The organism is Ruegeria discodermiae, from assembly GCF_030758345.1.
In the GTDB taxonomy this organism is placed as follows: Bacteria; Pseudomonadota; Alphaproteobacteria; order Rhodobacterales; family Rhodobacteraceae; genus Ruegeria_C.
The window spans coordinates 184,005-196,414 of record NZ_JAVAMO010000008.1 but is presented as its reverse complement, the minus strand read 5'-3'; the positions used below and the strand labels follow the sequence as shown (position 1 = coordinate 196,414).

Annotated in this window: 12 protein-coding genes and 1 riboswitch; of the genes, 3 read left to right on the top strand and 9 right to left on the bottom strand. The window is 59.5% G+C overall.

Going from position 1 to position 12,410, the window contains the following annotated elements:
• Window positions 1-155: 155 nt before the first annotated feature.
• Complete coding sequence (locus Q5Y75_RS17660; RefSeq protein ID WP_306199890.1) at window positions 156-347, top strand: hypothetical protein; 192 nt, start codon at window positions 156-158, stop codon at window positions 345-347.
• 330 nt (window positions 348-677) lie between these two features.
• On the opposite strand, the gene Q5Y75_RS17655 is transcribed toward Q5Y75_RS17660, so the two are convergent.
• Together Q5Y75_RS17655 and Q5Y75_RS17650 are read right to left on the bottom strand one after the other, a co-directional pair.
• A complete protein-coding gene (locus Q5Y75_RS17655; RefSeq protein WP_306199888.1) occupies window positions 678-908 on the bottom strand; it encodes a hypothetical protein in 231 nt (76 codons plus the stop codon).
• A gap of 21 nt (window positions 909-929) precedes the next feature.
• A complete protein-coding gene (locus tag Q5Y75_RS17650; protein WP_306199885.1) occupies window positions 930-1,394 on the bottom strand; it encodes a DUF1993 family protein in 465 nt (154 codons plus the stop codon).
• Window positions 1,395-1,534: 140 nt separating this feature from the next.
• Window positions 1,535-1,654, top strand: a riboswitch (TPP riboswitch).
• Window positions 1,655-1,760: 106 nt separating this feature from the next.
• On the opposite strand from Q5Y75_RS17650, the gene thiC reads away from it, so the two are divergent.
• Window positions 1,761-3,560 carry a phosphomethylpyrimidine synthase ThiC gene (gene thiC / locus Q5Y75_RS17645; protein WP_306199882.1) on the top strand — a complete coding sequence of 600 codons (1,800 nt, stop codon included), beginning with the start codon at window positions 1,761-1,763 and terminating at the stop codon, window positions 3,558-3,560.
• A 52-nt stretch (window positions 3,561-3,612) separates the two neighbouring features.
• Here thiC and Q5Y75_RS17640 read toward each other — a convergent pair whose 3' ends face one another.
• The gene (locus Q5Y75_RS17640) at window positions 3,613-5,616 is read right to left on the bottom strand and encodes an O-linked N-acetylglucosamine transferase, SPINDLY family protein (RefSeq protein ID WP_306199904.1); all 2,004 of its coding nucleotides are present in this window, start codon (window positions 5,614-5,616) and stop codon (window positions 3,613-3,615) included.
• Window positions 5,617-5,839: 223 nt separating this feature from the next.
• Between Q5Y75_RS17640 and Q5Y75_RS17635 the strand changes: the two genes are divergently transcribed.
• Entirely contained in the window at window positions 5,840-6,928 is a 1,089-nt protein-coding gene (locus tag Q5Y75_RS17635; RefSeq protein ID WP_306199879.1) for a DUF2855 family protein, read from the top strand.
• 188 nt (window positions 6,929-7,116) lie between these two features.
• Here the strand turns inward: Q5Y75_RS17635 and Q5Y75_RS17630 are convergent, their stop codons facing one another.
• From Q5Y75_RS17630 to Q5Y75_RS17605, 6 genes are read right to left on the bottom strand one after another with little or no spacing between them, the layout of a single operon-like run.
• Entirely contained in the window at window positions 7,117-7,980 is an 864-nt protein-coding gene (locus Q5Y75_RS17630) for a PfkB family carbohydrate kinase (protein WP_306199876.1), read from the bottom strand.
• On the bottom strand, window positions 7,977-9,272 hold the full coding sequence (locus Q5Y75_RS17625) for a TRAP transporter large permease (RefSeq protein WP_306199873.1): 1,296 nt from the start codon (window positions 9,270-9,272) through the stop codon (window positions 7,977-7,979). Before Q5Y75_RS17625 ends, Q5Y75_RS17630 begins: the two co-directional genes overlap by 4 nt.
• A complete protein-coding gene (locus Q5Y75_RS17620) occupies window positions 9,269-9,829 on the bottom strand; it encodes a TRAP transporter small permease (RefSeq protein WP_306199870.1) in 561 nt (186 codons plus the stop codon). Before Q5Y75_RS17620 ends, Q5Y75_RS17625 begins: the two co-directional genes overlap by 4 nt.
• Before the next feature lie 52 nt (window positions 9,830-9,881).
• Window positions 9,882-10,871 (bottom strand): TRAP transporter substrate-binding protein DctP, encoded by a 990-nt coding sequence (dctP, locus tag Q5Y75_RS17615; protein ID WP_306199867.1) that lies wholly within the window; start codon window positions 10,869-10,871, stop codon window positions 9,882-9,884.
• Window positions 10,872-10,917: 46 nt separating this feature from the next.
• Window positions 10,918-11,571, bottom strand: a complete 654-nt coding sequence (locus Q5Y75_RS17610) for a GntR family transcriptional regulator (protein WP_306199865.1) — start codon at window positions 11,569-11,571, stop codon at window positions 10,918-10,920.
• Between the two features lies 1 nt (window position 11,572).
• Complete coding sequence (locus Q5Y75_RS17605; RefSeq protein WP_306199863.1) at window positions 11,573-12,409, bottom strand: dihydrodipicolinate synthase family protein; 837 nt, start codon at window positions 12,407-12,409, stop codon at window positions 11,573-11,575.
• Between the last annotated feature and the right edge of the window lies 1 nt (window position 12,410).

Genomic DNA, 12,410 nt, shown 5'->3' with positions numbered 1-12,410 from the left:
AAACGCCGATCTGCCTGATCGCATCAAGACGGGACATCCCTTGCCCCATCAGAACTTCAACCTGCCGTAACTCCGAGACAATCTCTTCGGGCTTCGGCCTCTTGTTTGCCATTCGTAGTCCTCCGTTTTCTGAACATAACGGTGGACCCGTTCAGTTGGGGAGTCTCATCACCGCCACCAGGGGGCACCCGCGTATTCCCGACATTACTGGGATCGACCACCCAAAGGTGCTGAGCTACATCGACATTCTGGCGAACACGGTTCTGGTCGGCGGGAAAGTTGCCGTGATCCGAGCAGGTGGTATCGGTTTCGATGTCTCGGAGTATCTTGTCCATAGCGGTCCCTGAGCCAGCCTGAACCCGAACCAGTTCGCGCGCTAATGGAGATCGACCTGAGCGGGCGGTCGCGCGGCGGCATGACCGGCACACCGGACATTCCTGCCCCGGCCCGAGACATCTTTTTGCTTCAGCGCAAAACAAGCTAGGTGGGTAAGGGTCTGAGCAAAACCACCGGCTGGATACACCGGACGCAGATGCAACGCGGTGGCGTGAAGATGATCGGTGGCTGCGAATACGTGAAAATCGACGACACGGGTTTGCACGTGACGGTCAACGGCGAGCCTCTGCTTTTGGAGGTCGACAATATCGTCATTTATCGTCATTTGCGCCGGACAGGACTCAAACCGGGATCTCGCCGACACCGTGGAGCGGAAGACACATCTGATCGGAGGCGCGGATGTTGCCGCCGAACTCGACACCCGCCGGGCCATAGATCAGGCTGTCAGACTGACGGCAACCATCTAGGTGCGATCCGGGCTGCCGGTTTTTCGGCCGCCTCGTGCGCCGTCTGATAAAACGATGATCCTGCTCGACGATGTTGTTGAGGTATTTTGATCTGATGCCGACCACAATTTCCGAGAAGGCGAGCGCTCAAATGACCTCAATCGTACTTAACAGCGGGGGGACGATTTCGCGTGTTTCCGCGCCTTCAAACGCGTTCTCTGGGATCGCCGCGACGAAGTCTAGAGCCCGGTCAATCCGCCCCCGCAATTCGGCAAAGGTGGTCTCGGTATCCTCGTGCACCGGATTTTCGGTCTGGGACAGCCGCGCCGATGGGATTTTGGCCGCATCGCAGGCCATCTGAACGTTGCGCGTGAAATTCGCCATATCCGGAAAAAGCCATGCGCCCAGCATTGCGTTCGGATCAATGTCGCGGTCGGCGCACTGCTGCTCGGCCGTGGTCAGAATGGCGGAAAGGCTCTTGAGTGAGTGCGAAAAGCTCGGGATGGGGGATTGCGTGGAGATGTCCTGATTTCGATTGCGGAACGGCCCCGAGGGGCGGAGTCGCAACGCACTATCAGAACGTCTTGGCAACGCAAGTTCCGTTGGGTGCATCGCAAAGCCACATTCACGAAAGCAGAAAATGCCCTGCCTTATTGTGCGCGGGCGGCAGTTGCGACCGGGATCATTGCGACGAGAATATTACATCAGAATGGCATGCTAGCGTTGTCTTACCCTGCAATCTGCGCTACCGCTTTCTCACGCAGGGGAGTCCCACCAAGGGGACTGAGAGGCTGACGGGGCATTGCCCGGCGACGCGACCCTTTGAACCTGACCCAGTTGATACTGGCGTAGGAAGCTAGGGCGCGCAGGCTACGAATTCGGCGGGCGCTTTCCGAACAGGGGCTTTGGCCCCTTCGTTTCCCCAAGCCACAACTCATCTGGTGTCTTTTTGAGTTGAACCGCTTGAGGAGCACCAACATGAACGTCCCCAATCCTAAAATCACCACGGGCGAATTGCCCGCATCGCGCAAGATATATGTGGATGGTAAGTTACACCCGGATGTGCGCGTCCCGATGCGTGAAATCTCGGTTCATCCGACAGCTGGTGAGCCGCCCCTGCCCGTCTATGACAGCTCGGGGCCCTACACTGATCCCGACATTCTGACCGACATTAAGCAGGGCCTTGCCCCGCTGCGCCGCACATGGATCGAAGCGCGCGGCGATGTTGAGGAATACGAAGGGCGCGAGGTCAAGCCCGAGGATAACGGTTTTGTCGAAGGTGACCGGCTGACACCCGAGTTTCCGGTGCGCCCACGCCCTTTGCGTGCCAAGGACGGCAAGGCTGTGACGCAACTGGCCTATGCCCGCGCGGGGGTCGTTACACCCGAGATGGAGTTCATCGCCATCCGTGAAAACCAACTGCGAGATGCCGTGGCGGGGCAGCGTGACGGCAATGACTGGGGAGCCAACATCCCCGACTATGTGACCCCGGAATTCGTGCGGGATGAAGTCGCCGCGGGCCGCGCCATCATCCCCGCCAATATCAACCACCCGGAAAGCGAGCCGATGATCATTGGGCGCAATTTCCTGGTCAAGATCAATGCGAATATGGGAACCTCGGCTGTGACCTCTTCGATGGAAGAGGAAGTGGACAAGATGGTCTGGGCGATACGCTGGGGTGCCGACACGGTCATGGATCTGTCCACCGGGCGCAACATCCACAACACCCGCGAATGGATCATCCGCAACAGCCCCGTCCCCATCGGCACGGTGCCGCTCTACCAAGCGCTGGAAAAGGTGAATGGCATTGCCGAGGACCTGACCTGGGAGGTGTTCCGGGACACGCTGATCGAACAGGCCGAGCAAGGCGTCGACTACTTCACCATCCATGCCGGCGTGCGCCTGCACATGGTGCCGATGACGGTGAACCGGGTGACCGGCATCGTCTCACGCGGGGGGTCGATCATGGCCAAGTGGTGTCTGCATCACCACAAGGAAAGCTTCCTCTACGAGCATTTTGACGAAATCTGTGACATCTGCCGAGCCTATGACGTCTCGTTCAGCCTCGGGGACGGCCTGCGTCCCGGATCAATCGCCGACGCCAATGACGAGGCGCAGTTTGCCGAGATGGAGACGCTGGGCGAGTTGACCAGGATCGCCTGGGCCAAAGATTGTCAGGTGATGATCGAAGGTCCGGGCCATGTGGCTATGCACAAGATCAAGGAGAACATAGACAAGCAATTGGAGTGCTGCCACGAGGCACCCTTCTATACGCTTGGCCCCCTGACCACCGATATCGCGCCCGGCTATGACCATATCACCAGTGGTATCGGCGCGGCGATGATCGGCTGGTTCGGCTGTGCGATGCTGTGCTATGTGACGCCCAAGGAACATTTGGGCCTGCCGGATCGGGACGACGTCAAAACCGGCGTGATCACCTATAAGATCGCCGCCCATGCCGCCGATCTGGCCAAAGGGCTTCCGGGGGCGCAACGCCGCGACGACGCGCTAAGCCGCGCCCGGTTTGAGTTCCGCTGGGAGGATCAGTTCAACCTGTCGCTCGACCCGGATACAGCGCGGGACTTCCACGACCAGACCCTGCCCAAACAGGCGCATAAGGTGGCGCATTTCTGTTCCATGTGCGGGCCGAAATTCTGCTCGATGCGGATCAGTCACGATATTCGTGATGAGGCGCAGAAAGAGGGAATGGCAGCTATGGCGGCCAAGTTCCAGAAAGGCGGAGACCTGTATCTGCCCGTTGAGCTCGAGCAGGAGTGACAAGCGCCACTGCATCGGCAGCAAAGCAAGTATTGTACCAAGAAGCCGAGGCTCATTGAGGATCTTCGCTCTTGGTACTCATGCGGGGCAGAGCGGCGGAAACGCGAAACGACTTGGCCGCCTGCCCTGCGGCATGCCGCGCATGGGCCTGTTTGTACGCCTCTTCGATATTTCGAGTATGGGTCACCGTATCGAAAAGCGGGCAGGTCAGCCGGTTCGCCGCCAGCCGGCCCGAGATTTCGCCCAGCTTGTCAGGATTAAGGGCCAGTGCCAAAGCGGCAGTTTCATAGTCCCTATCGGATGTGGTGACCATCTCCGGCAGGCCTGTGGCTGTCAGCAAACTGGCGGCGACCCGCGCGGCGAACTGATCGCCCGCGCGCGTCAGCACCGGCAACCCGGCCCAGAGCGCATCGACCGCTGTCGTATGCGCGTTATAGGCCAATGTATCCAGGAACAGATCCGCCAGACGGTGCCGGGCCAGATGCTGTGGGTTTGGCATCCTGTCCGCAAACACCAGCCGCGTATCATCCACACCATTTGCCCCAGCCGCAGCGCGGAGATTGTGCTCGGCCCAGGGGTTCTCCCGCAACAGCCACAACACGCTGCCGGGCACGCGGGACAGCAATCGCATCCATATCGAGAAAACGCGTGGACAGATCTTGTAGCTGTTGTTGAAACAACTGAACACAAACGCATCTTCCGGCAGACCTGCCTCGGTCCGGGTTTGCGGGTGGTCCGAAATTGGACGGTTCCGATCACCGGGCATGTAGCAATGCGGCAATGAGATTATGGCCTCGGAAAATGTTCCATGCCGGTCGGGCGGCAACACCGTGTCATCGGCAATTGCATAGTCGATATACGGCGCTCCGGTGGAACCGGGATACCCGAGCCAGGCAATCTGGACCGGGGCAAGGCGATGGGAGAACAGCGCGGCCCGATTGTTTCGGCTATAGCCCATCAGGTCGACAGCGATATCCAGCCTGTCGCGGCGAGCCAGCGTAACGGCGTCGGCATCGGACAAGTCGCAAATGTCATGAAAGCCCGTAAAATTCTCAATGACTTGGTCACGCATCGCGTCACCGTTTTCTCCGATGGAATAGGCAAATAGTGTGAAACGGGATTTGTCGTGTGCGGCCAACGTACCCGCCAGCAAATGCATGGTTGCGTGGTCGTAATAATCCGCGGAAACATACCCGATGCGCAGTTTTTCGTCAGGGCGGGTCTGGCGGGTGGACAGGGCGGGTGCGGGCAAGCCGATGGTCTGCCGCACATGGTTTTCGGATCGTTGTTTTTGCCGTTCCGGGTGATCCTCCAAACTCAAGGCTCCAAATGGGGGTACGGCCTCGTTCTTTAACCCCAGCGTCATCAGGCGGGAATCCAGCCGGTCCATTCCGTCCCAATCGCACAGGCGCGCCAGATGGACGAGGGTCTGCAATAGGATTCTGTCGCTGTCAGGCGCCAGGGTATGCGCGTGCAGGTAGTGATCTCGCGCCAGATCAAGTCGACCCAAATCCCGCAGGACTATAGCCAATGACAAACATGTTTCGGCTGATTGCGGCGCTTGTTCAAGCGCCCGGTACAAAATCTCCAGCGCTTCTTCGTGTCGCCCCATGCGGCGGAACGTGTTGGCCTTATTGGTCAGGGCGCCGTGATATCCCGACTGACGGCGCAGCGCCAAGTCGTAACAGTCCAGCGCCTCGCGCCATTGGTTCTGTAGCTGCTTGAGATTGCCCAGATTGTTCCATGATTGGATGTGATCCGGGTTCCGCTTCAGCACGGACTTATACTGGGTTTCTGCAGCTTCATTTTCCCCCATCGCCTGAAGAGTTACGGCAAGGTTGTATCGCGATGTGATGTCATCGGGGCAAAGCGATAACGCCTGCTGGTAGCTCTCTACTGCAACCGGCAACTGGCCCTGCAGCTTGGACACACTTCCCAATGCGGTGTGCACAATAGCGGCGTCTTGTGCGGGAAGCTCCCGGGATAGGATATCCCGATAAAGATCAGCAGCTTCGCGGAAATGCCCAATTCGCAGCCGCGCCTCTGCTCGACGCATTAGACGGTTCAGACTCGGCATGTATCAACCCCGTTCCTGGCTGCGAGCGATCGGGCCCATCACCAGGCTTGTATAGCATGGGATTCAGCAGGCGCGCAGGGTAACCACTCCATCAAGGTATTTCTGCCTGGGCAATGACCGATTCTCCTGATCCCTCCTGACGCGGCGTCCTTTGTACGCCCACAGTCCGACGGGTTAGGTTAAGCACAAACGGGAGGAGCCCATGGCTGCAGTCACGAGACTCGAAGTTCGCAAGTCGGAGCTTTCGGAGATGCGCAGAACTGAAACACTAATCGGCGATCTGCAAGATGGTCAAATTCTGGTCAGGATTGTGCGCTTTGGCCTGACCGCCAACAACGTAACCTACGGCGTCGTTGGAGACAGGATGGGCTATTGGAAGTTCTATCCAACCGCAGACGCCGACTGGGGTGTCATTCCGGTTTGGGGGATTGGTCTAGTCAAGACAAGCACGGTTGAAGGCATTGTTCCCGGCGAGCGGATTTATGGCTATTGGCCCATGGCAAGCCACGCAATCCTGCACCCGGACCCGATCCGGGATGGCCAGTTTTTTGACAGCTCCGAACACCGCTCAAAGCTCGCGGCGGTTTACAACCGCTATCTACGGCTTTCGAACGATCCCAAGGACGATCCATCAACCGATGACATGCGCGTGGTTCTATGGCCGCTCTATGCGACCTCCTACTGTCTTTACGACTTCGCCCTGGCCAACGACTGGTTCGGTGCCGATCAGGTTCTGATCGTCTCGGCCTCGTCCAAGACAGGAATTGGTACCGCCTATGCGTTCAAGATGGACCCGAATTCGCCCAAGGTCGTGGGCCTGACCTCGTCCGGGAACAAGGACAAAGTAAAGGGGCTGGGCCTGTATGATGACGTGATCGTCTATGACGAGATCGAGGAGCGCTTCTCGCCGGATCAGAAGACGCTGATCATCGACATGTCCAGCTCAGGCAAGGTGATCGGAGGCCTGCATAAGGCTCTGGACGATGCGATGATGTTCACCAGCCATGTTGGGCTGACACACTATACCGAAGCGGGTATGGGCGATCACTACATCAAGGAACGCAGCGAGATGTTCTTTGCCCCCGGCCATATGGCCAAGCGCCGCGAGGAATGGGGGGCCGGTGAGTTCGAACGCCGTTCAGGCGCGTTCTGGCAAGAGGCATGCCAGCGCAGCGCGGCCTGGCTATCTCTGAACCATGCTCAGGGGGCGGATGCGGCGATTGATGCCTATCACAACGTACTTGAAGGCCGAACTCCAGCCGATCAAAGCTGGACCGTCTCAATCACCTGAAGCCGCTTAACCCTTCCCTAGGGGATGTCTATGGTAGAGAGGGATTGCGGGCATGCCTTTCCAGGATTTCGAACCAAACTGCATTCTGCGTTTTACTTTGCCATGCGAAGGTCCGCTCTTTGATGTGTCCCGACGTGCAGCGCACAGCTGGCTTTCTCGTCGGAGGGCCTCGTTACAGCGAGCGCACCTTATTGCTCTCCTCGCAATGGCCTTGCGCATAGCGAGCCGGTCCGCTGAACACTCTGGCCGGCGGCTGCACTCGCCTTTCGCATTGCGTCGGTGACGGCTAGACCCTCCCCCAGACCCAAGGCAAAAGCACCATGCCAAACGTCTCCCGCGCCTAGTGTATTTTTGGCGACAACGGACACAACCGGGCTCTCGTCCAGCCGTTCCCCATCGTGATAAAGAACCGAACGCGGGCCGCGCGTGACGCAGGTCCAGGTTTGCAAGCGACGTGATGCGGTTTCCAGACCGTCTGGACCTGAAACACCGGTAAAGTCTTTGAGCCCCTGTTCTGAAAAGGCCACATGTGAGGCCAGCGGCAAGAGGTCTTCGACACCGGCCAAGGGCGCCTCGGCATCCACCACCCCGGGTTTGCCCACCGCGCGAGCCGCAGGGAGCAATTCGGCAGCAGCTGCACGCCAGCGTGTGTCGACTAGAACTGCGTCGAAACAGAGGTTCTGCGGCGGTGGGTCCAAAAACAGGTGGTCGTCCCGAAAATTTGCAATGGTGCGCTCGCCCGCCGCGCTGACGAGAATGGCCGAATGCGCCGAAGCAATCCCCGGCACTGTGACGAGCAGAGAATCGTCGATGCCCAGCTGCGCAAGCTCTTGCCGGATAAAGCTTCCGAAAACATCGTCGCCGATTGCACCGGCCAGGATGGCATGACCTCCCAGCGCGGCTACAGCGACTGCTGCGTTCAGGGCGCCGCCGCCTGCGAACATCTGCGCCTGATGTGCGCGCTGCTTTTTGCCCTCAATCAGTGGACCATCGACAAAATACAGCACGTCGACCGTCACGAGCCCGGCGCATATGACAGTTGTGCGGCTCACCCGGCGTAGCCAAAGACCGATGGCAGCCACAGCACGATGCCGGGAAACAGGATCAGCGCAACCAGCGCGAGGATGAGGACCGCCAGAAACAGCCAGATTTCGCGGATGATTTCACCCAGGGGGATCCGAGTCACTGCGTTGATGACAAACAGCAAGATCCCATATGGTGGCGTGATCAACCCGATCATGCAGTTCACAACCACCACAACACCGAAATGCACCAGGTCAATGCCAAGCTCGCGGCAGGCTGGAAGGAAAAGCGGAATGATCACAAGAATGATCGTGGTGGCGTCCAAAAGGCAGCCTAAAGCCAAGAGCAGAAGGTTTACGGCCAGAAAGAACACCAGCGGGTGGACATCCAGCCCCACAAGCTGCGCCGCGAGCATGTTGGGGATATTCTCGGACGCGACCACGTAGTTCAGGATCAGCGCGCCGCCGATCACCAGCCCCACCGCAGCCGACGACCGGGCGCTTTCCACCAGAATGTCCGCCAGCGCCCGAAAGCTCAGTGCACGATAAAAAAACGCCGCCAGCACCAGCGCGTAGAAGGCAGCCACCGCCGCGGCCTCGGTAGGCGTCGTGACGCCTCCGTAAATGCCATATAGCAGGATCGCGGGCATCAGCAGCGCTGGGAAAGCGGTGATTGTGCGGCGGGGCAGTTCGGCGAGCGGCACGGGCTCTTCCAGCGCGAACCCCCGGCGATGGGACAGCCAGAAGTTCATGCCCATCAGGACCAGACCCATGAATAGGCCCGGCACAATGCCACCCAGGAACAGGTAGCCGATCGAGGTGTTCGAGACGAGCGCATAAAGCACCATGGGGATAGACGGCGGGATGATCGGGCCGATGGTGGCGGATGCGGCGGTGATGGCGGCGGCGTAGCCACGGGTATAGTGGCCCGATTTGGTCATCATTTCGATGATGATCTTGCCAATACCTGCGGCGTCTGCGACGGCAGACCCCGACATGCCCGAAAAGATCAGGGATGCCACCACGTTCACATGCCCCAGCCCGCCCCGGAACCGCCCCACCAGCGCGACGCAGAACCCCAGCAGGCGGTCGCTGATGGTACCCGCGTTCATGATGTTGGCGGCCACAATGAAAAGGGGCACCGCCAGCAGGATAAAGCTGCTATAGAGCCCATCCATCAACACCTTGCCAGCGAGGCCGATGTCACCGCCCGACGCGGCGAGATACACCAGCGATGAAATCAGGATCGCATAGGCAATCGGCATCCCGATCCCGGCGATGAAAAAAATCGTGCCGATGCACAAAAGGAACGCGACGCTCACCCGTCCACCCCTTGCAGGTGGTGTGCGGCAGGGTCTCGCGGGTCCCTGAACGCCCGCCAGGCCGTCAGCGCGTAACGCAGCGAAACCACCACCAGGAACAGCATGTAAACCGAATATATGTCGCGCATCCTGATCCAACCGCCGACCATTTGCGACAGGGTCGCGGTTTTCTTCAGGCGCAGGATGTGGAATTTGCTCCACGTGGGTTCAATGGACAAAGCCATTCCGACTGCGATCACCACCGCCCCGATGATCAGGAACCAGCGGCGCATCTGCGGGCTGACAGAGTTGTAGAGGATGTCAAAGGTCACGTGGTCTCGATCGCGCACCACCAGCGCGCAGCCCACAAAAATGATCCAGAGCCAAAGGACCAGGCAGAATTCGAGCGTCCAGCCGTAGCGGCTGGGCTCCAGCAAAGGCACCGCCTCGCCGATCCATTGCAGACGTGCGGTGTAGCGGATGGTGACCTGCAGGATGAAGGTCAGGAACATCAGCGCCATGAGTGCGCCAACGAAATACTCCGCACCGCGGCGCAGGACTGTCCAAACTGCCGTCATGTCCCAGATTCCTTGGGGATGAGGCGGCCCGGCGGGCCGCCCCTGTTGTCACTTAGTTGCCGAGCGCGTTAATCTTTTCCAACACGCCGTCCGGCCAGGATTCCGCAAATTCAGAGCCGACATATTGCGACTGTACATGCTCGCGGAAGGCTGTCAGATCTGGCTCATAGATGGTCAGCCCATTCTCGGTGAGGAACGCAGCCAGGCTTTCCTCTTTCTCAAGCTGCTTCTGGCGGCCGGATTCGGCGGCTGCATCGGCGGCGGCCTGTACCGTGGCCTGCTGCTCTGGACTCAGCTCATCCCAGATGGCCTTGGAAAACGCCACATAGTTGAGGTCCACCAGATGCGAGGTCAGCGCGATCTGGCAGGTCACCTCGTAGAATTTGGCATCCACAACCGTTGGCAGCGGGTTGTCCTGCCCGTCGACCGAGCCGGTCTGCAGCGCCGTATAGACCTCGGTGAAGGCCATCGGTGTGGGGTTCGCACCAAGCGCCTTGCCAAGGAACTGCCATGCATCCGTGCCGGGCATCCGCAAGTTCACGCCTGCCAGGTCCGCGGGCGTCTGCACATTCAGCTCATCGGGGCATTGGCGCAGATTCACGTGGCGGCGGCCCAGATACATCACGCTCAACAGCTTAATGCCCAGCTCGTCCTCGACGGTTGCCTTGAAAGGATCCATCAGCGCGTCGTTGAACACCGCCACCTGATGCGCGGCGTCCTGATGCACATAGCCGGTGGCAAAGATCGAAAACTCGGGGAAGTACTGCGCCAGTTCCTGCGCCGAGGCGATGGACATTTCCAGATCGCCCGAGGCGATGGCCTCCAGCTCAGAATTCTGCTTGATCAGCGAGGCGTTATAATGCGGTTCATATGTGGCGAACTCGGCCACTGCGGGCGCAAAGACCTCGGCCAGAGCGACCGAGCGCTGGTCAGATTCCGAGGCGGGCGTGGACATGCGCAGGGTGATCTTGTCGGCCAGTACAGGCGTTGCGATCAAAGCCGCAGCCAGCGCCAGCCCGCTTGTCTTCAATAACGTCTTCATCAATTTTCTCCTCCGATGGACTTTTTGGATTTCTTCCGTTGAATTTTCAGATCCCCAAAGCGCGCTGCCTTGAGCTTTCGATATGAGCACGGATCGCTTCGAGCGTGGCCGCCTTATCGCGGGCCAAGAGTGCACAGATCACCGACAAGTGCATGTCCATGACCCAGATGACATGGTCAGGCAACATCCGCGTGTCCGCATTGCGGATCAGGCGAATCTTGATCGCGTTTACACGATGAATGTCCGAAATGATCTGGTTGCCCATGTGATCGACCACATGGTCGTGAAACGCCCAGTCCATATGCTGTGCGCGCTCCAGCAGATCAGGGGTGACGCCTTGCACAGCCTCGGCACGAATGGCGGTGTGCTCGTCATGGATGCGTTGCAGATCGGCGTCGCTTGCATGGCCGCAGAAATGGCCAAAAGCCTCGCCCTCAATGATCTGGCGCAGTTGGAACGCGTTGCGGATCAGATCCAGATCGATCGACAACACCTGCAGCCCGCGCTGTGGAGAGGTCCGGATCAGGCCGTCGGCCTCCAACCTCGGGATCATCTCGCGTATGGCTCCAAGCGGGAAGCCTGTCAGTTGAACGAGTTCTCTTTGTGACACAAACTGCCCTGGTTGGATGTCACGCGCCAGAAGCATATCCGTAAAGCTCGAATAGGCATGGTCTCGCAATCTGGCGGAGGAGGTAGTCATGTCACGCCCTCTCCAAGTCTGAAAACAGCCGCGTCCGCTCGTCCTGGCTCAATCGCTCCAGCGGCAGACGCACGCGCTCCCACAGCGGATCACCCGTTTGCTCCGCAAGCAAGGCTTTCAGTCCGGGGATCACCGGCACAGAGACGATGCGGTCCACCAAATTCGTAATCTCGGGGTCCTCTGCAGCCGTCTGCACCACGCGCGCCAAACGCTCAGGATAGAGATTGGCCACGCCGCTGATGCATCCCGCGCCGCCAAGGTCCACCGCCCGATGCAATAGCCTTTCGTCACCCACAAGCACCGGAAGCGAACGGGCGGCAATCAACGCCTGTGCATGCTGCCAATCCCCGGAACTGTCCTTCACGCCGATCACTCTGTCCGGTGCATGAGCCGCCAGGCGGGCCACCAGGTCCACGGACAGCGGCACGTGCGTGATCTGAGGGATATGGTACAGAATGAGCTGCGTCGTCGGGTCGGTATGCGCGATCAACGCAACATACCAGTCGAAGAGCGCCTGATCGCTGGCCCCCTTAAAATAGAACGGCGGTAGCACAAGGTAGCGTGTCACACCATGGGCCAGCCCCGCAGCGACCTGGGCCTGCGCATCCGCAAGGGCGTTGGCGCAAACGCCGAGGATGATCTTTTCTGCCGGGCACTGCGCCGACAGCAACGCGGTCAAGCCAATACGCCGCTCGTCTGACCCAATCGACGCGCCTTCTCCGGTTGTCCCGAATAGCGTGACACTGGAGGCGCCCGCGGCCAGAACGGATTTGGCATGTGCGGCGAGGGTCGCAGGTAGGATCTCCCCGGACTCAGAGAATGGCGTGGTCAAGGCCACC

What these genes read in the sequence shown, in the direction of transcription:
- Q5Y75_RS17650 (WP_306199885.1), bottom strand. Translation starts at nt 1,394, where the DNA reads ATGCACCCAACGGAACTTGCGTTGCCAAGACGTTCTGATAGTGCGTTG.
- dctP (WP_306199867.1), bottom strand. Translation starts at nt 10,871, where the DNA reads ATGAAGACGTTATTGAAGACAAGCGGGCTGGCGCTGGCTGCGGCTTTG.
- thiC (WP_306199882.1), top strand. Translation starts at nt 1,761, where the DNA reads ATGAACGTCCCCAATCCTAAAATCACCACGGGCGAATTGCCCGCATCG.
- Q5Y75_RS17610 (WP_306199865.1), bottom strand. Translation starts at nt 11,571, where the DNA reads ATGACTACCTCCTCCGCCAGATTGCGAGACCATGCCTATTCGAGCTTT.
- Q5Y75_RS17640 (WP_306199904.1), bottom strand. Translation starts at nt 5,616, where the DNA reads ATGCGTCGAGCAGAGGCGCGGCTGCGAATTGGGCATTTCCGCGAAGCT.
- Q5Y75_RS17620 (WP_306199870.1), bottom strand. Translation starts at nt 9,829, where the DNA reads ATGACGGCAGTTTGGACAGTCCTGCGCCGCGGTGCGGAGTATTTCGTT.
- Q5Y75_RS17635 (WP_306199879.1), top strand. Translation starts at nt 5,840, where the DNA reads ATGGCTGCAGTCACGAGACTCGAAGTTCGCAAGTCGGAGCTTTCGGAG.